This is a genomic window from Anoxybacter fermentans (assembly GCF_003991135.1).
Taxonomy (GTDB): domain Bacteria; phylum Bacillota; class Halanaerobiia; order DY22613; family DY22613; genus Anoxybacter; species Anoxybacter fermentans.
In genome coordinates, this window is the sequence record NZ_CP016379.1 from 647,954 (window position 1) to 671,611 (window position 23,658).

General features: G+C 35.6%; 20 protein-coding genes. 16 read left to right on the forward strand and 4 right to left on the reverse strand.

Annotated elements, in window-relative coordinates; translation table 11 throughout:
• The first annotated feature begins 13 nt into the window (after positions 1-13).
• The 16 genes from BBF96_RS02870 to BBF96_RS02945 all read left to right on the forward strand — a co-directional run bounded on the left by BBF96_RS02870 (position 14) and on the right by BBF96_RS02945 (position 17,421).
• Positions 14-241, forward strand: a complete 228-nt coding sequence (locus BBF96_RS02870; RefSeq protein WP_127015762.1) for a YlzJ-like family protein — start codon at positions 14-16, stop codon at positions 239-241.
• Between the two features lie 79 nt (positions 242-320).
• Positions 321-1,247: a Na/Pi cotransporter family protein gene (locus tag BBF96_RS02875; protein WP_164730869.1), complete on the forward strand. Its 927-nt coding sequence runs from the start codon at positions 321-323 to the stop codon at positions 1,245-1,247.
• 25 nt (positions 1,248-1,272) lie between these two features.
• On the forward strand, positions 1,273-2,055 hold the full coding sequence (uppP, locus tag BBF96_RS02880; protein ID WP_127015764.1) for an undecaprenyl-diphosphatase UppP: 783 nt from the start codon (positions 1,273-1,275) through the stop codon (positions 2,053-2,055).
• 123 nt (positions 2,056-2,178) lie between these two features.
• A complete protein-coding gene (locus BBF96_RS02885; RefSeq protein WP_236777867.1) occupies positions 2,179-3,822 on the forward strand; it encodes a Na/Pi cotransporter family protein in 1,644 nt (547 codons plus the stop codon).
• Positions 3,823-4,160: 338 nt separating this feature from the next.
• Positions 4,161-6,473 (forward strand): FtsK/SpoIIIE family DNA translocase, encoded by a 2,313-nt coding sequence (locus tag BBF96_RS17105; RefSeq protein WP_257792004.1) that lies wholly within the window; start codon positions 4,161-4,163, stop codon positions 6,471-6,473.
• Positions 6,470-7,207 carry a GntR family transcriptional regulator gene (locus BBF96_RS02895; RefSeq protein WP_127015766.1) on the forward strand — a complete coding sequence of 246 codons (738 nt, stop codon included), beginning with the start codon at positions 6,470-6,472 and terminating at the stop codon, positions 7,205-7,207. Before BBF96_RS17105 ends, BBF96_RS02895 begins: the two co-directional genes overlap by 4 nt.
• Positions 7,208-7,287: 80 nt before the next feature.
• Entirely contained in the window at positions 7,288-8,337 is a 1,050-nt protein-coding gene (locus tag BBF96_RS02900) for a BMP family lipoprotein (protein WP_236777868.1), read from the forward strand.
• 110 nt (positions 8,338-8,447) lie between these two features.
• Positions 8,448-9,968 carry an ABC transporter ATP-binding protein gene (locus BBF96_RS02905; RefSeq protein ID WP_127015767.1) on the forward strand — a complete coding sequence of 507 codons (1,521 nt, stop codon included), beginning with the start codon at positions 8,448-8,450 and terminating at the stop codon, positions 9,966-9,968.
• Positions 9,969-9,985: 17 nt separating this feature from the next.
• The gene (locus BBF96_RS02910) at positions 9,986-11,077 is read left to right on the forward strand and encodes an ABC transporter permease (protein WP_236777869.1); all 1,092 of its coding nucleotides are present in this window, start codon (positions 9,986-9,988) and stop codon (positions 11,075-11,077) included.
• Positions 11,077-12,000: an ABC transporter permease gene (locus BBF96_RS02915; protein ID WP_127015768.1), complete on the forward strand. Its 924-nt coding sequence runs from the start codon at positions 11,077-11,079 to the stop codon at positions 11,998-12,000. Before BBF96_RS02910 ends, BBF96_RS02915 begins: the two co-directional genes overlap by 1 nt.
• 334 nt (positions 12,001-12,334) lie before the next feature.
• On the forward strand, positions 12,335-13,108 hold the full coding sequence (locus BBF96_RS02920) for a DUF3388 domain-containing protein (protein ID WP_127015769.1): 774 nt from the start codon (positions 12,335-12,337) through the stop codon (positions 13,106-13,108).
• 15 nt (positions 13,109-13,123) lie between these two features.
• Positions 13,124-14,209 carry a helix-turn-helix domain-containing protein gene (locus BBF96_RS02925; protein WP_127015770.1) on the forward strand — a complete coding sequence of 362 codons (1,086 nt, stop codon included), beginning with the start codon at positions 13,124-13,126 and terminating at the stop codon, positions 14,207-14,209.
• A 12-nt stretch (positions 14,210-14,221) separates the two neighbouring features.
• Positions 14,222-15,016: a CvpA family protein gene (locus BBF96_RS02930; RefSeq protein ID WP_127015771.1), complete on the forward strand. Its 795-nt coding sequence runs from the start codon at positions 14,222-14,224 to the stop codon at positions 15,014-15,016.
• Between the two features lie 48 nt (positions 15,017-15,064).
• Complete coding sequence (locus tag BBF96_RS02935; RefSeq protein ID WP_127015772.1) at positions 15,065-15,817, forward strand: CPBP family intramembrane glutamic endopeptidase; 753 nt, start codon at positions 15,065-15,067, stop codon at positions 15,815-15,817.
• Positions 15,818-15,845: 28 nt separating this feature from the next.
• Positions 15,846-16,649 carry a sugar phosphate isomerase family gene (locus BBF96_RS02940; RefSeq protein WP_127015773.1) on the forward strand — a complete coding sequence of 268 codons (804 nt, stop codon included), beginning with the start codon at positions 15,846-15,848 and terminating at the stop codon, positions 16,647-16,649.
• A gap of 28 nt (positions 16,650-16,677) precedes the next feature.
• Positions 16,678-17,421 (forward strand): nucleoside phosphorylase, encoded by a 744-nt coding sequence (locus tag BBF96_RS02945; RefSeq protein ID WP_205665700.1) that lies wholly within the window; start codon positions 16,678-16,680, stop codon positions 17,419-17,421.
• A 232-nt stretch (positions 17,422-17,653) separates the two neighbouring features.
• Here the strand turns inward: BBF96_RS02945 and BBF96_RS02950 are convergent, their stop codons facing one another.
• The 4 genes from BBF96_RS02950 to BBF96_RS02960 form a co-directional block, all read right to left on the reverse strand.
• Complete coding sequence (locus tag BBF96_RS02950; RefSeq protein WP_127015774.1) at positions 17,654-19,630, reverse strand: hypothetical protein; 1,977 nt, start codon at positions 19,628-19,630, stop codon at positions 17,654-17,656.
• Positions 19,631-19,728: 98 nt separating this feature from the next.
• Entirely contained in the window at positions 19,729-21,018 is a 1,290-nt protein-coding gene (locus tag BBF96_RS02955) for a GTPase family protein (protein WP_127015775.1), read from the reverse strand.
• Positions 21,019-21,099: 81 nt separating this feature from the next.
• Complete coding sequence (locus tag BBF96_RS17110; RefSeq protein WP_257792005.1) at positions 21,100-21,225, reverse strand: hypothetical protein; 126 nt, start codon at positions 21,223-21,225, stop codon at positions 21,100-21,102.
• A gap of 520 nt (positions 21,226-21,745) precedes the next feature.
• Positions 21,746-22,948: an ISL3 family transposase gene (locus BBF96_RS02960; protein WP_081499421.1), complete on the reverse strand. Its 1,203-nt coding sequence runs from the start codon at positions 22,946-22,948 to the stop codon at positions 21,746-21,748.
• Positions 22,949-23,658: the final 710 nt, after the last annotated feature.

Genomic DNA, 23,658 nt, shown 5'->3' on the forward strand with positions numbered 1-23,658 from the left:
CGGAGGTTTAAAGATGCATTACTCAATTATTCCATCTGAAATAATCTTTGATGAGTGGGATGGAGAAGAACTTAACAATTATCAGGAGATTACTTTTGAAAATCGGAGATTTATTGTTGAACCTTTAGAAAAAAATCAGGCAAAGATTGTCCAATTGCTCAGTTCCAATCCCTATGATTTTTTAAATAGGAGATATCAACCAGGGAGTATTATCAAATTTTCCCCACAAATGGAAAACTAAACAGGGTAGTCAGTCCTTTTTTACCTCCTTTCCGAATATAAATTATTGAAATAAGGATTCGGAAAGGAGTTTGAGTTTTTTGCTTAAAGTAATCCTCTTTGTTTTTATTGGTTTGGTCGTATTTTTTCAGGGTCTTCATATGGCAGAAAAGGGGCTTAAAAAAGGTGCTGGTACCAGATTAAAAAGAATCTTGGAAATTTTTACCTCTAATCTGATCAATAGCATTATAACAGGAACTATAGTAACTGCTATCATTCAGAGTAGCAGTGCTGTTTCTGTAATGGTAATTGGTTTTGTCAGCGGAGGTGTAATGACCCTTTATCAGGGTATGGGAGTAATTATTGGAGCCAATATCGGAACTACTATGACCATTCATATCTTATCATTGAAAATGAATCATCTGGAATGGATTCTTTGTTTATTGGGTTTATTGCTGATGGCTTATGGTTGGGTAAAAAAAGTTTCCAGGACCTGGTACAGCGGACTAATCTCTTTTGGGTTTGGATTAATCTTTTTGGGTTTGAATCTTTTGCAGGTTGGTTTATCTCCTCTCCAATATCATCCTATGTTTCTTAGATGGTTAATGAGATTTAGTACCCAACCTTTATTGGGAATTGTTTCAGGCCTGAGTTTTACAGCTTTGATTCAAAGTAGTAGTGCTACTTCGGGAATTGTATTGACTCTGGCCAGACAGGGGATGCTGGCATTAAAAGGAGCAATTGGAGTTATTTTAGGCTCTAATATTGGAACCTGTATTACAGCTGTTCTGGCTGCGCTTAAAACCAACAGGTTTGCTAGACGAATTGCCTGTTTTCATGTTATTTTTAATTGTTTTGGTGTTTTACTCTTCATTCCTATGCTAAATAGATTCACTAAATTGATTACTTTTTTAGCCTCTGAACCCGGGAAACAGGTTGCTATTGCCCATACTTTATTTAATTTGATCACTGCTGTTATCATTTTACCATTTATAAAACCGCTGGAGCAATTACTTAGAGATTTATAATTTTTAATTTAGGAGGGTTTTGGAGATGGATTTTACAATCTGGAAAGCCATTATTCTAGGAATTGTACAGGGAGCAACAGAATTTTTACCTGTAAGCAGTTCCGGTCATCTTGTTCTGTTTCAATCTTTATTTGGTTTAAAGGAAGGCGCGCTTACCTTTGATGTGTTTTTACATTTTGGAACTTTAATTGCTATTATTATTGCCTTCTGGACAGATATCAAGAAAATGCTTTTGTTTAAGAAAAGCCATAGACATTTAATTTATATGATATTGATTGGCATTATTCCGACTGGAATTATCGGTATTTCCTTTAAAGATCTTTTTGAACAATTTTTTCAATCGGTTTTTATTGTAGGATATATGTTGTTATTGACGGGAGTACTTCTCTGGACTTCTGAATCTTTTGCTAAAGGTGATAGGACTCTCAAAGAAATGAATACTATCGATGCTCTGATTATCGGTTTTGCTCAAGGGTTAGCGATTATACCCGGAATTTCCCGTTCAGGTAGTACTATTGTCGCCGGTTATTTTCGCGGTTTGAACCGGGATCTGGCAGCACGGTACTCATTTTTAGTTGCACTTCCTGTTATTTTTGGAGCTACCTTGCTGGAAGTAAAGGATATTCTGGAAGGGGGAGGAGGTGATGTAAGTCTTATTAATATAATTGCTGGGACACTTGCAGCAGTAATCTCTGGTTATGTGGCTATTCGATTTTTGTTGAAAATTATACGTGAAAAAAGTTTAAAACCTTTTGCATATTATTGCTGGTTTATTGGTATAATAATTATTATTAGTCAAATTATCTAAACCAAATAATAATATAAAGTTTTAATCTCCTCTAGTAATTGCAATCAAACTATGTTATAATTTTGGCTGTGTGTGAAGTAAGAATCAAAAATTTATATTGTAAGTGTGAAAGGAGGAGGATTAGTGTCATCTGTAGTTTCTACTGCGTTACAACTACTTGGCGGGCTAGGTATTTTTATTTTTGGAATGAAGATGATGGGGGAAGGCCTTACTAAGACTGCTGGTAAGAAGCTTAAAAATCTTTTGGAGGTTTTAACTACCAATCGTTTAGCTGGAGTTTTAGTAGGAACAGGTGTAACTGCCATCATTCAAAGTAGTAGTGCTACAACTGTAATGGTGGTTGGATTTGTAAATGCGGGTCTTATGAACTTAAAGCAGGCTATTGGTGTTATTATGGGTGCCAATATAGGTACCACTATAACAGCTCAGCTGATCGCTTTTAAGATTGATAAATATTCCCTTAGTATTATTGCAATTGGTGCTGCACTTTACCTCTTTGGAAAAAGCAAACGGATGAAATATATTGGACAGATTTTTCTGGGGTTTGGTTTTCTATTTTTAGGAATGAATATCATGAAAGATATAATGAAACCTCTTCGGGGTTCTCAGTACTTTAGGGATATGATGATGGAATTTAGTCATAATCCTATTTTAGGTGTTTTAATGGGTACTTTTATGACAATTCTCATTCAAAGTAGTAGTGCTTCTATTGGTATCCTGTTAAGTTTGACCAGTGTTGGAGCTATCCCCTATTCTGCGGCAGTACCAATTTTATTAGGTGATAATATCGGTACTACGATTACTGCTATTCTTTCTAGTATCGGTACCAATCGGACAGCTAAGCGAGCAGCATGGGCACATGCAATGTTTAATATTCTTGGTGCTACTACCTTTTTAATTTTCATGTATACTATTCCGAATCTTACAGATTATATAACTTTATTCTTTAAGAATTACTTTGGAACAACAGATATAAATCGATTGGTTGCCAATACCCATACAGGATTTAATGTATTAAATACTATTATCTGGCTTCCGTTTGCTGGTGTTTTGGCTAAAATTGTTACTTGGTTGATTCCCGGTGAAGAGAAAGTTGTCACTAAAGGTCCAATTTATCTGGATGAACGTTTTCTGGATACACCAGCTCTGGCTTTAGGACAAGCTGGAAAAGAACTGGAGCGGATGGCCCAGCAGGCAATTCTTAACGTAGAAACTGCTCAGAGACTTTTTATGGAAAATAATCTGGGACTTTTTAGAGAAGTAGAAGAACGGGAAGAAAATATTGATCAGCTAGAAGAAGCTATGATACTTTTTATGAGTAAACTTTCCCAGCGGTCTTTGACGGAAGATCAGGCCAGAGAAGTAAATAACTTCTTCCATATTATCAATGATGTTGAACGGATTGGTGACCATGCTGAAAACATTGCTGAACTAGGCCAGATTAAAGTCGAAGAAAAGATGCCTTTCAGTGAAAAGGCTATTGAGGATTTGAATTATATGTTTGCACGAGTGATTGAAACTGCCCGCCTGGCTATTAAAGCATTCTCTGACAACGATCTTGAACTGGCGAAAAAAGTTCTTAAGTTTGAAGATGAAGTTGATGAATTGGAGACAACCTATAGGAAAAATCATATTCAACGGCTTAATGAAGGTCTTTGTTTCCCAGGTTCTGGAGTAGTTTATCTGGATATTTTGAGTAATTTAGAGCGGATTGGTGACCATTCCGCTAATATTGCCAAAATTATCATTGAAGGAATCAAAAAATAGTTATGAATATAGAATCCGGTTTTTAAAAGGACCGGATTCTTTTTTTATATATGATTTTACTGCAAAAAGCTAATTTTAAGCGCCATAGAAATTTTTCGTTAAACCATCTTATTGAGATTAGAAAAGAATGGTCTCATCACAGGATGTGATGAGCTAATCAAGGGTCAGGATGACCCGTTGATTAGTGTGCCTTATTTTGGCTGAGATCGAACTTTAGATGGTTCGAAAAATTTCTTCTTGAAGCAAAAAATTAGCTTTTTGCAGTAAAATCATATATAAGATGGGGAAGGAGATTTTTTTCAAAGTGTAGAATACATATTATTGAGGTGATGATGGTTATGGAATTATCGCGGGAGAGAAAAAATGAAATATTAGGCATTTTCTTATCGGTTTTGGCAATTCTTTTAGGGATTAGTTTATTTGTTGAGTCAGCAGGCATTGTAGGACTTATTTTAAAAGTTGTTTTTATGGTTTTAGCTGGAAAAGGTGCCTATTTATTCCCGATTTTACTCTTTTTATGGGGAGTGACATTAATCCGTTCCCGGACGATTAAAGTAAGTCCGCGGCTTTTGGGTTTAAATATTATCCTATGCACATTTCTAACGTTCTTACATGTCTTATATATCCCCCATGGTGAAGAGTTTCCCAGTGCTCTGGAAGGGCAAGGTGGGGGAATTGTAGGCTGTATTTTTGCTTTTTTCCTTCGCAATTTTTTTGATCAGATCGGGACATATATAATTTTAGGTGCTGCTGGATTAGTTGGATTGTTATTTTTATTTGATATTCTTCTTATGACACTTTTTGCAACTCTTAAACGCAAGTTTAAGGAGATATATCAAAATATTATTCAATGGTTTGCTGGATTTAAAGAAAAAGTCAAAAATTTATTTGCAAAAATTAAAGGAAAATCAAAAACGGATGATCACTATGATTCTGAGGAGATTAATGAAGATGAGGATAATCAGTTTCTGGAAGAATTGAAGTTACTTAAAAAAGATCAGAATTTAGAGGTTGCTGCTTCTCAAGAGAATCTGAAAAATCCGGAAATGGATAATAGAAAAAATTCAAAAAAGAGTGAGCCTAAAGAGCAACAAAAAACAAAACAGGTCCCTACACCCAAACCAGGGAGTTCTTATCGACTCCCACCTTTAAAGTTATTAACTTCTGCACCTGGTAATACTAATAAACCTACTTTTGTAGACCAATCTAAGCTATTGGAAGATACATTGCAAAACTTTGGAGTTAAGGCTAAAGTAATTAACGTTAGTCACGGGCCTACTATTACCCGGTATGAACTTCAACCTGCACCTGGTGTGAAAGTTAGTCGGATTGTGAATTTGGCCGATGATATTGCACTTTCTATGGCCGCTACAGATGTAAGAATTGTGGCTCCCATTCCGGGTAAAGCTGCTGTTGGGGTGGAAGTGCCAAATCCAGGTAGTTCTCTGGTTAAATTGAAAGATATTTTAGATTCTGATCTATTTAAAAAGTCTAAATCTAAACTGACACTGGCATTAGGGGTTGACATTGCAGGTGAACCTGTTGTTGCAGATCTTACCAGTATGCCCCATTTATTGGTAGCAGGAGCAACCGGTTCTGGTAAATCCGTTTGTATTAACACGCTTATTTTGAGTATACTTTATAAAGCTAAACCAGATGAAGTGAAATTATTATTGATAGATCCTAAGAAAGTGGAGATGACAGCGTATAAAGATCTTCCACATCTTTTAGCACCTGTTGTAACAGATCCAAAGAAGGCTTCTGCGGTTTTGAAGATGGTAGTTCAGGAGATGGAAAACAGATATGAGTTATTTGCAGAAACAGGAACCAGAGGGATTGAAGGCTATAATCAATTGATGCGTAAACGTCAGGAAGCCTTGAAAAAGGCTCGAAATGAAGGTGAAGAAGTAGAGGGTTCTCTTGAAGATTACAAACTTTTACCTTATATTGTAGTGATTATAGACGAGCTGGCTGATTTAATGATGGTGGCAGCCAATGATGTAGAAGATGCTATCTGCCGTCTGGCTCAGATGGCTAGAGCGGCAGGGATACACTTAATTATTGCCACCCAGCGTCCTTCAGTTGATGTAATCACTGGTTTGATTAAAGCAAATATTCCTTCCAGGATTGCTTTTGCTGTATCCTCTCAGGTTGATTCCAGAACCATTCTGGATACAATAGGAGCTGAAAAATTATTAGGAAAAGGGGATATGCTCTTTTCACCGATAGGAACCAATAAGCCTAGACGGGTTCAGGGAGCATTTGTTACTACTGAAGAGGTTCAGCGAGTTGTGGAGTTTGTCAAGCGCCAAAAAGAGCCTGAATATGCATCTGCTATTCAGCAATTAGAAAATGGTGAACTAGTGATTGACGAAGATGAAGAAAGGGATGAATTATATGAAGAGGCTGTGCGGATTGTAGTTTCAAGTTCTGCTTCCATCTCTATGCTACAGAGAAGACTTCGTATTGGTTATACCCGTGCAGCCCGGTTAATAGATATGATGGAACGGGATGGAATTGTTGGCCCGTATGCGGGAAGCAAACCCCGTGAAGTATTAATATCCGAGAGTGAGGTTGAATCAATTTTAAAAGAAATTAAAAGAAAAAAGAATCAAAGTATAATTTCTAATGATTTGAGGGATGATAAATGACAAAAGTCAAAACTGATTCACGACCATTATATATATTGGTTAAGGAAAAAATAGAAGAATTAATTTCTGATGGAACATTTAGCGAGGGGGACCGTTTGCCATCAGAAAATACACTGGCTGAAAATCTGGGAGTTAGTCGTGCTACTTTAAGAGAAGCCCTTCGGGTTATGGAAGAAGAGGGAAAAGTAATTCGCCAACAGGGTGTAGGAACATTTGTTGCATCACGTTTGCCAAAAATCCAGAAAGGAATTGAAGATTTGTACAGCGTAACCGAGACTATTAAAAGCCATGGTTTTGAACCCGGCACTGTTGGTTATAAAATATGGGAAGAAAAAATGGGTAGATTGGCTCCAATTTTTGAAGAGGATCCTGATACTTTAATGTGGGTCATTGAAAGAATTCGGACAGCTGATAAGAATCCTGTGGTTTATTGTAAAGATCATTTACCCCAGAATATTATAGCAGAAATGCCGGAACTGTCTCACTATGGTTCTGGGGAATCTATTTTTCAGGTTTTAGAAGAACAATATCATCTCCGCATTACCTATGCGGTGGCCCGAATTATTCCCATGAATGCACCTAACTGGTTGGCGGATAAATTAAAGATACCGGTTAAAACTCCAGTTTTACTTTTAGAGCAAAAGCATTATGATCACAAAGACCGTATGATCCTTTTTTCTAGAAATTATTTTAGAAATGAATTTGAATTTCATGTAGTTCGTCGTCGTAGGTAAATCCGGCATGAGGGGGTGATACAGTCAATTCATATCAGTGGACTTACCAATTTCTATACCAAATTAAGGAGTGATAATTTGTGCAAAAATATTTGAAATGGATTGCCTATTTGACTGTATTTATCCTCCTCATTGCATTTGGCTATGTTTTCTTTAAGGGGGAACGTATTAGGGAGGAACGTAGACCAGGTCCTAAGGTTCAACCCGAGGAGATTAAAGTTGGTATGGTTACTGATGTAGGCGGATTAGGTGATCAATCATTTAATGATGCTGCATATAAGGGATTAAAACGTGCAAGAGATAAATTGGGTATTAAAATAAAGGTTATAGAATCTTCAGATATGACTTCTTATGTTCCAAATCTGACTAGCCTTGCAGAACAGGATTATGACCTGGTTTGGGCTATTGGAGTTTTGATGCAGGATGCTTTAGCAACAGTTGCAGAAGATTTACCGGATACCAATTTTGGAATAGTTGATGCAGTTGTTGATAAGGATAATGTTTACTCCGCTACCTTTAAAGAAGAGGAAGGTTCTTTCTTATGTGGTGTAGTAGCAGGGATGATGACAAAATCTAATAAAATAGGTTTTGTCGGTGGAATGGATTTACCAACAATTCGCAAATTTGAAGCAGGATATCGTGCTGGAATCAAAGCAGTTAATCCGGATGCGGAATTGATTGTCACTTATACGGGGGTTTTTGATGATCCCAATAAAGGAAAAGAACAGGCACTGGCTCTTTTTGGGAGGGGGGTTGATGTAGTTTATCATGCTTCCGGTGCGTGTGGTGTTGGAGTGATAAAAGCTGCGCAAGAACAGGATAAATATGCAATCGGTGTAGATATGCCCCAGAGTCATCTGGCCCCTGACCATGTATTGACAAGTATGATCAAACGGGTTGACCTTGCTGTCTATGAAGGTGCTAAACTGATTAAAGAGGGGAATTTCAAAGGTGGAACCCATAAAGTCTACGGTTTAAAAGAGGGTGGTGTAGGTTTAGAAGAAGATCAACTAAAAAAAATGACACCTAAAGAAGTACAGGATAAAGTTGAGGAGATGCGCCGAAAGATTATTAATGGTGAAATTAAAGTTCCAACAACTAGAGAAGATTCAGAAGATTTTACTCTTTAGCAATTGTTCTGAAATGGGTTAGGTGATCTCTTGACACCTAACCTATTTAATGATATGATACCTCTATCTGATATATGTTTTTTATAAGTTATACGAAAGGAGGATAATTTATGACCAATGTAATTGAAATGAAGGGGATTACGAAAGTTTTTCCCGGAGTAGTTGCTAATGATAATATTAATTTTGAATTGAAAAAGGGTGAAATACATGCCCTTCTTGGTGAGAATGGAGCAGGGAAAACTACTTTGATGAAGATTTTATATGGATTGTACAGGCCAACCAGTGGGGAAATTTATGTTAATGGTAAGCGTGTTGATATTGATTCTCCAAACAAAGCTATCGAATTAGGGATTGGAATGGTGCATCAACATTTTATGTTGATTCCACCCTTTACGGTAGCAGAAAATATCGTGTTGGGTTCAGAACCAGCACAGATGGGAGTTCTGGATACTGAGGAGATGATTAGACAGGTAGAAGAGATTTCTGACAGGTATGGTTTAAGTGTAGATCCAAGAGCTAAGGTACAGGATATCTCAGTGGGGATGCAGCAGAGAGTTGAGATTTTAAAAGCTCTCTATCGTGGAGCTGATATTCTCATTTTAGATGAACCAACTGCTGTTTTAACTCCCCAGGAAGTTCAAGAACTGATTGCAATTATGGATAAACTGACTGAGCAGGGTAAATCCATTATCTTTATTACCCATAAGCTTAAAGAGGTTAAAGCTATCAGTGATCGGGTAACTGTAATTCGAAGAGGTAAAGTGATTGATACTGTAAATACTGAAGATGTAGATACCCATGAACTAGCTCGAATGATGGTTGGTCGGGAGGTTATTTTGGAAGTTGAAAAAGAACCTGCTAAACCTGGTGAAACAATATTAAAAGTAGAAAATCTCCATGCTTTGAATGATAGAGGATTACCTGCTTTAAGGGGAGTTTCCTTTGAAGTTAGAGCAGGGGAGATTTTAGGGATTGCTGGAGTTGAGGGTAATGGTCAATCTGAATTAACAGAAGTTTTGACAGGATTGCGTCCTTTAACTGAAGGTAGTATTGAATTTAGAGGCGAAGAAGTCAGTCGTCTGACAACACGTCAACGGATAGAGGCAGGCATATCTTATATTCCTGAAGACCGTCACAAGCGTGGACTGGTTCTGGATTATTCTCTGTCAGATAACATGATTTTAGGACATCATTATAAAAAACCATTTGCCAAAGGAATTAACTTAAACTATCCTGTAATTCATTCTAATGCACGGGAGTTGATTGAAGAATTTGATGTCAGGACACCTAATGAAGAGGCACTGGCGAAAAATCTTTCTGGAGGTAATCAACAAAAAGTAATTATCGCCCGGGAGCTCAGTAGAGATCCTGATCTTCTCATTGCTGCTCAGCCAACACGGGGTGTTGATGTGGGAGCTATTGAGTTTATTCACAAAAGGATTGTTGAACAACGGGATGCTGGTAAAGCTGTTCTCTTGATTTCTCTTGAACTGGATGAAATCCTGTCTCTAAGTGACCGGATTGCTGTTATTTATGAAGGTCAAATTGTAGATATTATAGATGCGAAAGATGCTACAGAAGAGGAATTAGGCCTGATGATGGCCGGGGCAGGTAAACGTAAAGAACAGTAGAAAGGGAGGTCAATAGAGTGAAAGAAGTAAAAGGTTTTGAATGGCGAAAAGCTATAAACTTTCAGTTGTTAGGTAATCTGGTTGTTCCTATTATTGCTGTTATATTCGCAATGGTTATTGGCGCTATCTTCATGGTTTCTATTGGTGCAAATCCTTTTGAAGCTTATTGGGTTTTAGTAAAAAGTTCTTTTGGTGGTACCCGCAATATCTTTGAAACCCTGGTTAATGCTACACCTTTGATCTTTACGGGTCTTTCTGTGGCATTTGCTTTTCGCTGTGGACTCTTTAATATCGGTGGAGAAGGACAGTTTTTAGTGGCATATATAACCGCTGCCTGGGTGGGTGCTTTTTTCAATATGCCAATGTGGATTCACATTCCTCTAACCCTTCTAGCAGCAATGTTGGCAGGGGCAATTTGGGGTGGAATTCCAGGATTGCTCAAGGCCAAATTAGGGGTTCATGAGGTTATCAGTACCATTATGTTTAACTATATTGGTTTATATCTCGTTAATCTGTTAATTAGAACAGTGCTTATGGCTCCTGGTACTTTACCAGCAACACCTAAGATTGCCAAGACAGCTCAATTTGCACGGTTTATCCGGGGCAGTCGTTTGAATTGGTCAATATTTGTGGCAGCTTTAGCAGCACTAATTATCTATTGGATTTTATGGAAGACAACCATCGGATATGAAGTGCGTGCTGTTGGATTAAATCCATTTGCTGCTGAGTATGGCGGTATTAGTGTTGCACGGAATATAATTCTTGCCATGGCCATCAGTGGTGCGCTCTCTGGACTGGCTGGTGCATCTCAGGTTATGGGTTTAGAGTTACGGGCCCTTCAGCCATTTGGTTTTATTGGCCATGGTTTTACAGGAATAGCAGTGGCTTTATTGGGTAAAAACCATCCTGTTGGTATCATTTTGGGTGCACTTCTATTTGGTACTTTACAGCGGGGTGCGAATATGATGCAGAGTATTGCCGGAGTTCCAAAAGAGGTTATTCATATTATTCAAGCCATAATTATCTTCTTTGTAGCTTCCGACTATGCAGTACGGAAGATTTATCGCAAGATAAAAGCTAAACAAGCAAAAAGGGAGGTAAATGAATAATGGATGTAATAGCCTTGATTTTGGCCTCTGGACTCCGTTCCGCTACTCCGCTGATGTATGCTGCTATTGGTGGTATCTTCTCTGAAAGATCCGGAGTTGTTAATATTGCACTGGAAGGTATTATGTTAACAGGGGCTTTTACCGCTATGTTGGCTTCTTATTATACCGGTAGTCCCTGGTTGGGAGTATTAATTGCCATGATTGCTGGTGGGTTAATCTCTTTGATTCATGCTTTTGTATCCATTGAGTTCCGTGCTAATCAGGTTGTTAGCGGTGTAGCTATAAACCTATTAGCAAGCGGATTGACCAGTTTCTTTTTGCGTGCTATTTTTAAACATGCTGGCCAATCCCCAAGTGTTAATAGTTTGGGTAAACTTCCAATTCCGATAATTAAAGATATTCCGTTTATTGGGACAATCTTGAGTGGACATTCACCATTGGTATATCTTGCTCTGTTATCTATTGTCTTAGCTCATTTTGTGCTTTTTAAAACAACTTTTGGTTTAAGGGTACGGGCAGTAGGTGAGCATCCAGAAGCTGCTGATACAGTTGGAATAAATGTCAAAAAAATCCGTTATATTTGTGTAGTTATCAGTGGAATTATGGCTGGAATCGGTGGAGCTACTTTGTCCATTGGACTTTTAGATCTTTTCACAGAAGATATGACAGCTGGACGCGGTTTTATTGCACTTGCAGCTGTAATCTTTGGTAAATGGACACCATTTGGTGCATTTGTAGCAACACTTCTTTTCGGTATTGCAGATGCAATGCAAATGCTGGCCCAGACATTACAGATTACTTTCTTACCACGTGAAATTTGGCTTATGTTACCTTATATCCTGACTCTCTTTGCTCTGGCTGGATTTATCGGTCGGGCAACTCCACCTGCAGCCAGTGGTCAACCATATGATAAAGAAGACTAAATCTAAAAGTAGGCATATTTGCCTACTTTTTCTTTTAAATAATGTAATGATTCTACTATAAAAAGCTTAATTTTTCGCTTCAAAATAATTTTTTCGAACCATCTGAAGTTTGATTTCAGTCGAAATAAGGCCTCATCACAGGATGTGATGAGGCCTTATTTCGACTGAAATCTCACTAAGATGGTTTAACGAAAAATTACTATGGCACTCAAAATTAGCTTTTTGCAGTTTAATCATATAATATTATAAATGTAGATAATTATTTTGTATATAAAAAAAGGGAAAAGACAGTTTTTATCGAAATAAAATAGTTAGGACAAGGCCGGGTGATAATATGAATAAATATTATCTGGAATACAAAATTTTAAATGATCGTCCTGGTTTGTTGGGAGATGTAGCATCTCTAATCGGGATGTTAAAGCTAAATATTCAAACTATTAGTTCTATTGAAGGTAACAAACGGGGGCTTTTATTGAATTTTAATACAATGCAGCAATTAGAATCTTTGTATTTAGCATTAAAAGAGGTTCAGGATTTAGAGGTTAAAATTTTCCGTGAACCTCAAGAGCTGGATTTACTTGCTTTAAAACACGGAAAACGGATTCAAAAAACTTCAGAAAACCCGCCTACTTTTCGTTTTGAACGGAAAGAGTTAGATTATCTAATAGATTTTCTGGGAGGAAGATTAACAAAGAAATCTGATATTTTTGTAGGTTTTCGAGGTTCGCCACGGGTTGGAAAAACTGAAACAGCAATTGCTGCTTCTGTCCATGCAAATAAACCCTGGATACTTATTTCATCAACTCTTTTGAAAAAAATAGTACGGACTAATCTGGATAATGAAATTTTAGAAAATGGTACTATATTGATAATAGATGCTATTACTACTTTTTATCGTTCTTTTCCTGAACATATTGAATTTGTAAAAAATCTTTTAAATAAAAAAATTCCCAGGATTGTGGAGCATCCTGATGTTCTTGTTAGAGAAACGAATATAAAACTTAGTGATTTTGATTTAATTATAGAATTAAATAATGATGAAGATAAAGAGAATGAAGAAGGAGAGTATATTAAAGGGTATGGTTTTTATTCTTTTGACATCAGTTAGTAAGGAGGGTAAAGAATGAAGGAGATAGGACAGAAGCTAAGAGAAGCACGGGAGGAAAAAGGGTTAAGTTTGAAAGATATATCCGAAAAGACCAGGATTCGAACTATATATTTAAAGGCCATTGAAGAGGGAAATTTCGATAAAATTCCTGGAATAATTTATGCGAAGGGGTTCATAAAGGCATATGCACAGGTAGTGGGGTTAGACCCAATTGAACTTCTTAAAGAGCTTCAAATTCAAGAAGATGCTCCTGATTTATCAGAGGTTACAATTATGAGGCATGATTCATCTAAAAAAATTGGAAAAATTCTAATTGTATTATTGATTTTAGCTATTTTAGCGGCTGCATTTTTCTTTGTAAGAAATCTCTGGGTCACTATTCAAAATGAAACAATTCCCCAGTTGCTAGATACGGAAAGAAAATCTGATTCTATTAATGTCCAGTTAGATGAAAGTAAAGAAGTTTCTTTTAATAAGGTAAGTTTTGAAACAGAAGTCGATTCAGATTATGGGATGGAAATGCTTATGGCAAAAGAATCGTATGATGTTTCTAATCCGGAAACCATAGATATTTCTGAACAGGAATTAGTCATATCCGACCAGCGAAAAGATCAAAAAAATGATCAGCAAAAAAAAGTCCGGGATCAAAAACCTGAAAATATTGATATTGAACCGAAAATAGTAGCTTCAGAAACAGAAGAACCTAAAATAATACCAGAAATTACTACTTTAGTAGAATCTGAACATAAGGAAGAAATTACAACTTCAAAAAAATTTGAATCTAAGGAAAAACAGGTTGAATCTATTGATTTAAAACCAGAGAAAAGACAGACTGTAGTTACTAAATTGGGCCAAAGTGAGAAAAGGGAATTAAATCAGATTCAAGTGATTGCCAATGAGACGTCTTGGGTTCGTATTTCTGTTGATGGAAAAATATTGTTTCAGGGATTAATAAAAAAAGGAGAGACACGGTTGTTTGAAGGAAGTAAAATACAGCTTCGTACCAATAATGCAGCAGGTATTCAGGTTAATTTTCGTGGAATATTGTTAGGACCTTTTGGCAAAAAAGGTGAATATATCGAAAAGGTCTTCGGAGAGTAGGTGGTTTTAAATATGAACTGGTTGGATTGGGTTATACTTTTAGCTATAGTTTTGAGTATAATTCGCGGTTTTCGTCGTGGTCTAATCCGAACGCTTTTTGGAGCATTTAAATATTTTATTTCTTTTGTTTTGATTTTGTTTTATGCTCCTGGACTGGGTGAATTTTTGACCAGACCGTGGAATTTAACTCAAAATATTGCCTTATCCATTAAGGATATGGTAAATCTACCGGGGCATTTGTATAATGATTCCCTTCAAATCTTAAATCTCAATCAGCGATTGAGTCAAGGTGATTTTCCTATAGAAGAGTTTTCCTCGAGTTTAAGTTATATTATTTCTAATCTAGAAATACCGCAGGCCTTACCTGAAATCTTAAATTCCCTTTTTAACAAAGAAAGTATAATTGAATACCTACTCAAAGTTGGACCGGATTTTTCGAGCTATCCTATTGAGAATATGGAAGAATTGGTCTTTTATACTCTGGCGAGTTTTATTGCTAAGTTGATTGCTATCTCGATTGGATCTCTGGTAATTATTATTGTTGTTTTCTTTTTAACTCATTTTATTATTTCACTATTCCATAAAATTTCTGCTGAAAGTGCCAAATTGAATTTGGCTAATCGTTTTATGGGAGCACTTTTTAATGGAGGTATTTGTTTTTTGGTTTTAGTTTTAATTCTGGAAGTAATCACTCCACTTTTATGTTATTTTATGATTGATCCAAATCAGTCAATGACGTTTTCTATGATTTTAAATACGTCTTTTCATATTCGGCCCTGGTTGGAACATGCACTTTTAAACATGTAAACCTTCCTGAGTTATCAGGGAGGTATTTACTTTAAGGAGGGAAGGACAATGGAAGAAACTAATCGAATTTGGAATAATATTCCCTGGACCAATTTGGATATTCTGTTTATTTTTCTTATATCGTATGTTGTAGTTTTATTTATAAGTGAACTGTTGGCAATTTTTTTACCGATAGTCTATCCACTGCCGGAAGATACACTTGAAAGTCTAGTCGGTTTAATTAGCATTCTCATACAAAATGTAGGTTTAATTGGTTTAAGTATATTTTTGTTAAAAAATAAATACAATTTTTCAATAATAAAGAACTTGTTTTCTTTTAAAAATAAAAGAGAGATTTTTCTCAATGGGATTATAGGTGGAGTTTCTATTCTTTTTGGGGTTATGGTGATTAATTATATTCTTGCAATTATTTTAGTTATTTTTTTTAAATTTGAACCACCATTACAGCAGGTTATTATACTTTTATTCCGGAGTAAAAATATCTGGTTTTTCTTAAGCTATGCATTATTAATTGTTATTCTTGCACCAATTGGTGAAGAATTTTTTTTTCGAGGGCTTGTATATTCGTATTTAAGACAAAAATATGGTATGAAGTTGGCTCTTATATTAAGCTCAGTTTTCTTTAGTTTAATGCATTTAAGTTTATGGGTATTTCCGGGTATATTTATAGGTGGTTTAGGTCTTGCTTATTTATATGAAAAGAGTAAATCCTTATACACTTCGATATTTGCTCATATGGTCTGGAATGGAATTGTTACTTTTTTATGCTATTTATACTGGAGTGGAATATTTACACAATAAATAAATTCACTAATGGAGGGGGTTTGAGATGAAGGCTATCTTTACTTTAACAAGTTCAGAGTCTAAACGTTTGATTGCCAGGGCGGTTGCTCAGTTACCTGTAGTTAAGGCTGCAATGAAAAAGGGGTATATTTATATTGCCGGAGGTACTACTAATGCCTTTATAGCTGAAGAGTTGACAAAAATAAAGATTTCCGTTAAAGGTGATTATACTGCGGGTGTCATCACAAAAGGTATACACTGTGTCACTGATGCCAGTCGACGGATTCAACCTATAGTTTTAAAAGATGGACAGCCTGTTGAGATGGCTTTATCTGAACTTCTGGAGGTAATTTCAGGCAGAGATGTTTTTATTAAAGGAGGTAATGCTATTGATCCAGAGGGTAATGTGGGTATAATGGTAGGTGAAGGTTGGGGTGGAACTATTGGGCGCTCTATGGGTCGATTAATGGCTTTAGGTACTAATTTAATTTTACCCGTTGGGCTAGAAAAACTTGTCTCGTCAGTGAAAGCTGCTTCTAAATTTGCTGGAATTGATAAAGTTGATTATACTCTGGGAATGCCGATAGGAGTAATTCCGGTCAGTTATGGAACAGTTATTACTGAACTGGAAGCTCTTAAGATTTTGGCTGATTTAGAAGATGTTATTCACATAGGTTCAGGAGGAATTGGTGGGTCTGAAGGTGCTGTTACATTAGGTATTGAAGGGACAGAAAAGGAAGTTAAAAAAGCTATTGAGTTAATCAAAGAGATTAAAGGAGAACCACCGGTTCATGGTACCAAACGTAAATGTAGTGAGTGCGGTACATGCCATTTTGGACGCGGGAAATAATAATGTTTTTAAAAAGAGGTGAGAGATAATGACAGAAGGAAAAATGTTACCCATACTTAAAGTTCCCGAAGGAAGTATATCAAAATATGTTTTAGTTTGCGGTGATCCGGCTCGGGTTTTAAAGATAGCGGAACGGTTGGATGATTTTGAAGAGATCGGTTATAATCGAGAATATCGTACTGTAAAAGGCCATTATCGAGGTGTGGAAGTGACTATTGCATCCCATGGTGTAGGTGTTCCAGGGGCCGCTCTTGCCTTTGAGGAACTTATTAAGGGTGGGGCAAAGACGATTATCAGAGTTGGGACCTGTGGTTCACTGGATCCGAATATTCGGGATGGTGATCTGGTGGTGGCAACAGGTGCAGTTCGTGAAGATGGATTGACAGATCAATTGGTTCCCATTGGATATCCGGCTATTGCAGATTTTAGTGTGGTTAGATCATTAGAAGTGGCTTTGCTGGGAGTTAGGGATGTGAATTATAAAACCGGGATGGTATTAACTTTATCTGCTTTTTATCCTGGAGTTCTAGATTTGCCCCTTAAACTTTATTCTGAAACCAATGTGACTGCTGTGGAGATGGAATGTTCAGCTCTTTTTGTAATAGCTTCATTGCGTGGAATTCGCGCTGGTGCAATTCTGGCGGTTGATGGGGTTGTCATTGATTATAATCCAGATGAGTATGATCCACATCGTACAGTAGTTCATAAGGCAGTGGATAAAGCGATTACTGCTGCTCTGAATGCTGTTGTAAAAATGGCCAGCGAAGAATAGTAAAAAAATGCCAGTTACCGATACTGGGCTGGCATTTTTTTTTTAACTATTGATTAGAAGTAAAAGCCACTTACTCAAACAAGGTACACTAATCACTAGGTCCTGACCTATATCCTAATAATGAGGCCTTTACTATTGCGGTTTAAAATTATATATGATACAGAAATCCAGTTATCTTTGATCCAATTGAGGCCCCATTTATGTATTTTTTACCAGGTTATATTTATTCTCTTTAGATAAAGTTTAGATAATCAACTAAAACTAGAGTAAAAGAGTCAAATATCAGCCAGCCAAAAAGATATAAAAATCTTTTTTCAAAGCTGATTATCCTCTTTTTGAAAAATACCTCTACAATAATATAGATCAAAACTATCAAAAGGAAAGTAGATAGGTTAACTTTTATAAAGGTAGTCTTGCCCAGATTGAAGAAATGAATGAGATGATCTGGGATTACCTCGAGATTGAGAAATTTTAAGAACAGTACAATCAGACAAATAGATACCCAGGTAAAGTAAGTGTTTCGTATTTTGTTAAAACTAAATAGGAAAATACAAATTATAATTCCGATTAAGGGAAAAATATTTAATGCAAGTAATAGAAAACCTTTTGTTAATAAATTGGTCAAAAAAACCAAAATTGAATTTACAGCTCTTATTATTCGGTTATTCTTTTTGGTTTGTCTGTATATTGCTTCAATAAAGGTAGGATCAGTATTTTTCAGATAAATTTCATATTTACCCTTATTATATTCTCGCCAGGTCAGGTAGCGGATATTATTTATAGATTTTTGTAGTGGAGACTTTTGTTCAACCAGATTGGTAGTAACCCGGTACATTGGAGTTAATATTTCAAAAGTATCGGTTAATTTACTAAAGATCAGGTCACAATTGGGCTTAGGCTGACCGAAACGGGAATCTGACCATACCAGATTGATATTTTCATTTTCATCGAAAACGGCAGAGACATTTTGAATTTGCTTATTTGATGGTCCAATAAGAATATCTTTGTTCTGCAAAATTTCACCATTTGTATCGGTTATCATATAACAAATTTTATACATTGATAAGGCATTTTTGTTATATTCATTCCAAATAAATAAAAGTTGATCTCCCTTGTATAGAGTATTAAGGGAAGATATAGTTGCACGGGATAAAAGGCTATAGAGTTTTTTACGTGAGATGAGTATTTCTCCCTGAGGGGTAATTTTACTTAAATAAATCTCGCTTTGACCATAGCTTAGCTCAGTCCAGATAATTAAGTAGTTCCCTTCAGTGTCTGATAAAAAGACAAGGTCGTTTATTTTGTTGGTATCATAGTAAATGGGTTTTTTACCATCAGATAGGTCGGTAAGTTTTTTAATTCCGTTTTGTTTGACAATATAGAGTGTAAAACCGGTTTTGTCATTAAGTTCTGTCTGTACTAACAATATCGGATCTGTCCTTTTGTTACTGAGAAAGGTGGGCCTTAGATAAGTTATATTTTTAAAGGTTATTTTGTCATAAATTCCTTGGGTGAGTTCGCCATTGATATCAAAGAAGGTAGTATGGCAAAGAAAACTTTTATTTTCTTTTTTGGAATAACTGCTCCAAAAGATATGTATTTTACCATCCTTTAGATAGCGAATGGTAGGATATCTACTATAGAGATCAGGAAGATCTAATTGCTTTTTATCAATCAGGAATTTACCGTCAGAACTGAGAACAGTTAAAAAGATTGAAGAGTTATTATTTTTTTCCTGACGTGCAGCACTAATAAACCAGAATCGGCCCTGATTATCAACAGTATAGTCATATTCAGGTAGGGAGTAGGATTCAAATAGTTTTAGACTTTCTGACCATAAATTTAGGATATAGTGATTATTATTTTGTACCCGGTCCGGAATATTTTCAGGGCTTTTGAGCAAAAGATATTCAAGACGTTTTGAACTGGTGAAATTAAATATTTCTTTTTTATTTCTCAAATCCCAGCTAAGGGTTTCCTTTGTTCCATCTTCATAGATGAGGTCTATTAAGGCTGATTCCTCTATTGGCTTAGAACTTTTAAGGGTTACCTGATAGTGAAAAATTCCGTCGACTATTTTAGTTTGAACATTACTTATCCAGAGGTCAAGTTCTTTTGTAAAAATATTCTGAACAATTAACATGAGATTAATAAGTAACAAACATAAAAGAAATATCAATTGCCACTTGTGCCTATAAAACCATTCCATAGATTAATCTTCCTAATTAAGACAATGGCAGATAACGTTTGGCGGGTATGCGAAACCCTTAAGGGTTTCGCATACCCGCTGTTAGGCGAAGAAGAAACTTAATTGTTTTTCTCATTAATAAATTCCTCTGGTTTTTTAACCTCACCTTCAAAAAAATAAGCTTCAGCAGATTTACCAATAGCATATGTTCCTGTATATGCAATTCCTGCGGATATTACAGAGCCACCCACCGGAATTAATTTAACTAACTGCCTGGCTAAGCCACGCAATCCGAATGCAGTTCCAACGTTTATAGCTGCCGCACTGATAAACTCTAAAGCAGTTTCTTTAGAAAATTCACGACACGATAACCCGCCAATAAGAGTTATCATCAAAATCTGAAGAGGAATTAGCACAGCAATATCTGCTATTGGAATTGGAATAGCACCTATACCAGCTGCAATTGTTGAAAACCTTTTTATTAAAGAAGTTGACAAATTCTTAAGTAGTTTTTTTCTTCTCTGAGCCTGGTAAAAATCTAACAGTGCAAATTTAGGGAGATGCTCTCCGATAAACATAGAAAGAGTTTCAATATTCCATCTGTCATCTCTTTCGTCATCCCAATAAGAGCTGACAGGGATAATAGCCAGATAATCACTATCCTTCAAAAACTTATATCCTTTTATCGGATAGTTAAGGTCTATTTTTTCATACTTTAATTTAAGCACTTCTTCACTCATATAATTTAGCAATTCTTTAATCAACCCCGCTTTTCTTGCATTTTTCTCAGGTGGCCAATCCCTTGGATTACCAATGGTGTCTATTTTATTTAAAACAATGATGGTAGGAGGAATAGCTCCTAATTCTTCTTTAAGTTGCCTTTGGATTTTTTTATACACAACGAAATCTTGTTCAAGATTTCTCGTCTCTGGAGCTGCAATCACATGAAGAATAATGTCTGGCTTATACTTACGCAGGTCTTGTTTTAATTGCTCTTTTGCATTTTCTTTTAATTGCTCTTTTGTATTTTCTATTGACGCTTTTTCAGGTTTTGTTGTTTCAAACAATCCTCTTGAATCAATTATATCCCAGCTAGAATATGTTTCTTCAAAAGTTATTGAATGAAGTATAGAACCTTCTGTTGTTGGTTTAACATCTCCGACTTCTGCTACTTTTTTATTGGTTAATGCATTTATTAGAGACGATTTTCCGTGTCCGCTTCTTCCCACTAAAAACATTACAGGAGGCCTTGATTCCGAAACGAATTTCTCAATTTCCTTAACGGCCGGCCCTAATATTACATTCTTTAACTTTTCCCGTACTTCTCCAGGCAAACTACCGGCCACCTCGTTGAATAAGTTATTGATTTCTTCTACTAAAGTTTTTGTTTTATTTCTATCTATAGCCATTTTTACTCCTCCCTCCTTTAAAATAAAAATTTAGTTGTAAACCCTCAACTTTAACTTTCCCCTAAGTACTTCCGTTACAAACTAAATTGCTCTTTCAACCTGAAGAATCCTCTCATAAGCATGATACACCTCCCCAAAATAACCACTACCTAAAAGTCTCAATATTATAATTTTATTCCCAAAAACTCCTAAAATATATTTCGTCATTAACTCCTTTATTCCTTCATTTTTTATCTTTTAATTACATTTTTCACTTTTTTAATCATATCTTTTGTCTCAAATTTTCAACCCACTGATAACAAAAATCAAGTTGCTCCTCTGCCACCCCTTATCTGGTTCAATATTCGAATTTTTAACTAACCTTTCTTTATAAAAAACATCATCTACAAATACTTTTTTGTCCTTGAACATCTTAATCAGTAATTCTTGCAAATTAAGTTCTAAATACAGCTATTCTCTACCAATTACTTGAAGGCTTTTTGGTATGTTAGATTTCATTCGTCTTATTCCAGTTAACTTAATAACAATATAGACTGATAATAATGATATACCTAAAATTAAATATGTGGTAAAAATATTAAAACAATCTATCAAAAATCCAATAATTGGATCAAAAATTACAAAAGATAAACTAACAAAAAAACTTGGCTCTCCGTCAAATGTTGTGAAAGATAAGTTGGCTCCGTTGAATTGATTGGTAAATTGATTTTGAAATAAACATTTAAATTTAATAACTTAACATTGCATTAAATACTCTTCTCCTTAGATTCATAACATTTGGAACACCATATCCAATCCTTTTGATCAATTTAATCTTGTTATTGATACCCTCAGCAAAGCCATTGGTTATCTTAGTCTTAAAATAATTTAGTATTTTTTCTTCCCATCTTTGTATTATCTTTTTTACCTGGTAAAAAGGCATCAGCTTGCTTTTTATTACTTCTTTATACCACCTTTTTAGAGCTCTGGTGGCTTCTTTCACATCATCTAGCTGCAATAAGTCTCTGAATTCCTCTTTTAATTCCCAGGCCTTTTCTAGAGCTGGACTGAGTTCAAATAATTTGATGAGCTTTTCATGTTCTTCATCTGTCAATTCTTCAGCTCGTTTTTGGAGTAATAAACGACTTTGAAAAAACTTTCTTCTCTGATGATTATTTACTGTTTGTTGAACTTGTTTTCTAACTTCATCAAGGGCTCTGTTCATTAAAGTTACAAGATGAAATTTATCTATAACAATTTTTGCATGAGTAAATGCTGCATCTGCTACTGCTTTGAACGGCCGCCACATATCCATAGAGATCGATTGAATCTGTCGTCTTTGTTCATCTTCCCAACAATTAAAGTAGTCAATTAAATCATCCTTTTTGCGAGTAGGTAAAATGTCAATTAACTCCCGATTAATTGGATCTGTAATGCTAACTCCATATTTATGGCGTTTTAAAACTGCAAATTCATCGATACTGATGGCTTTTAATTGACTAAGTTTTGAAACTTGTTGTTTAATGAGAGGGTCAACTACTTTTTTAACTGCATTATTAACAGCTGTATAACTTAACCCGTTTTCTCTAGCAACTTTAGAATAATCCTTGCTGACAGTTTCTTTAGCAAGATATTTATCAAAGCGTTTGGTTTTACGGGCATATTTATCAATACTTTCATATTTTTCAGGGATACCCCTCTTATGACAATAAGGACAACGATATCTTTTCTTTAGAAGTCTAATGATTACTAGTTTACCTCTTATGGGGATGTCTCTAATATTTTGCCATTTTGTATCATGGATTTTATTAGTGATATTACCACACTGAGGACACACAATGTGATTTTTCTTTGCTTCAGCGATAAAAATATATCTGTCCTCCGTTGAAATAATTTCAGTTGCAATAATGTCTGGCAAATCAAGAAATTTTATGATATTATTATATTGCATTTGCTGGACTCCTTTCTTTGGTTTTTAGTTCGCAACTAATTAATTCAACGGAGCCAGCAAATGCCTTTTTATTTTTTATAATTTTTTCTTCACAACATTAATTATAGACCCAAAAACTTTTAAGAGAAATTATAGTCGCTCTCTGCTTAGATGGTATCTGATTAATTTAAGCGACTATCCAATAATGGCCATGTCAATCCTATAGCAATTCTACCAAACATCAATAATAATACACCATACCAATTACGCGTCAAACTTAACAAAAGAAAACATATAGCCATTTTGGATAATTATAATATGATTATCCTGCAAAAAGCTAATTTTGAGCGATATAGAAATTTTTCGCCAAATCATCTCAGCTCGATTTCCGACGAAATAAGGCCTCATCACAGGAGGTGATGAGCTAATCAAGGGCCAGGAGGGTCCTTTGATTAGGAAGCCTTATTTCGTCGGAAATCGAGCTTTAGATGATTCGGAAAATTTCTCAAGAAGCGAAAAATTAGCTTTTTGCAGTTCAACCTAATATTAAATGAGGTTTCTTTAAAACGATTTTTAAAGAGGTGACTTAACCTTGCTGAATTTGCTGCAATAATATTGAACACAAAAAAATTATTCCAAAATAAATAATTAGAATTCCAATGTCCTCCATATAAGATTGTGAGTAGTGTATGATATTTTGTGTAAATGACTTTTGTGAGATCTCACATAAA

What these genes read in the sequence shown, in the direction of transcription:
- BBF96_RS02870 (WP_127015762.1), top strand. Translation starts at nt 14, where the DNA reads ATGCATTACTCAATTATTCCATCTGAAATAATCTTTGATGAGTGGGAT.
- uppP (WP_127015764.1), top strand. Translation starts at nt 1,273, where the DNA reads ATGGATTTTACAATCTGGAAAGCCATTATTCTAGGAATTGTACAGGGA.
- BBF96_RS17105 (WP_257792004.1), top strand. Translation starts at nt 4,161, where the DNA reads ATGGAATTATCGCGGGAGAGAAAAAATGAAATATTAGGCATTTTCTTA.
- BBF96_RS02895 (WP_127015766.1), top strand. Translation starts at nt 6,470, where the DNA reads ATGACAAAAGTCAAAACTGATTCACGACCATTATATATATTGGTTAAG.
- BBF96_RS02905 (WP_127015767.1), top strand. Translation starts at nt 8,448, where the DNA reads ATGACCAATGTAATTGAAATGAAGGGGATTACGAAAGTTTTTCCCGGA.
- BBF96_RS02915 (WP_127015768.1), top strand. Translation starts at nt 11,077, where the DNA reads ATGGATGTAATAGCCTTGATTTTGGCCTCTGGACTCCGTTCCGCTACT.
- BBF96_RS02920 (WP_127015769.1), top strand. Translation starts at nt 12,335, where the DNA reads ATGAATAAATATTATCTGGAATACAAAATTTTAAATGATCGTCCTGGT.
- BBF96_RS02925 (WP_127015770.1), top strand. Translation starts at nt 13,124, where the DNA reads ATGAAGGAGATAGGACAGAAGCTAAGAGAAGCACGGGAGGAAAAAGGG.
- BBF96_RS02930 (WP_127015771.1), top strand. Translation starts at nt 14,222, where the DNA reads ATGAACTGGTTGGATTGGGTTATACTTTTAGCTATAGTTTTGAGTATA.
- BBF96_RS02935 (WP_127015772.1), top strand. Translation starts at nt 15,065, where the DNA reads ATGGAAGAAACTAATCGAATTTGGAATAATATTCCCTGGACCAATTTG.
- BBF96_RS02940 (WP_127015773.1), top strand. Translation starts at nt 15,846, where the DNA reads ATGAAGGCTATCTTTACTTTAACAAGTTCAGAGTCTAAACGTTTGATT.
- BBF96_RS02945 (WP_205665700.1), top strand. Translation starts at nt 16,678, where the DNA reads ATGACAGAAGGAAAAATGTTACCCATACTTAAAGTTCCCGAAGGAAGT.
- BBF96_RS02950 (WP_127015774.1), bottom strand. Translation starts at nt 19,630, where the DNA reads ATGGAATGGTTTTATAGGCACAAGTGGCAATTGATATTTCTTTTATGT.
- BBF96_RS02955 (WP_127015775.1), bottom strand. Translation starts at nt 21,018, where the DNA reads ATGGCTATAGATAGAAATAAAACAAAAACTTTAGTAGAAGAAATCAAT.
- BBF96_RS17110 (WP_257792005.1), bottom strand. Translation starts at nt 21,225, where the DNA reads ATGACGAAATATATTTTAGGAGTTTTTGGGAATAAAATTATAATATTG.
- BBF96_RS02960 (WP_081499421.1), bottom strand. Translation starts at nt 22,948, where the DNA reads ATGCAATATAATAATATCATAAAATTTCTTGATTTGCCAGACATTATT.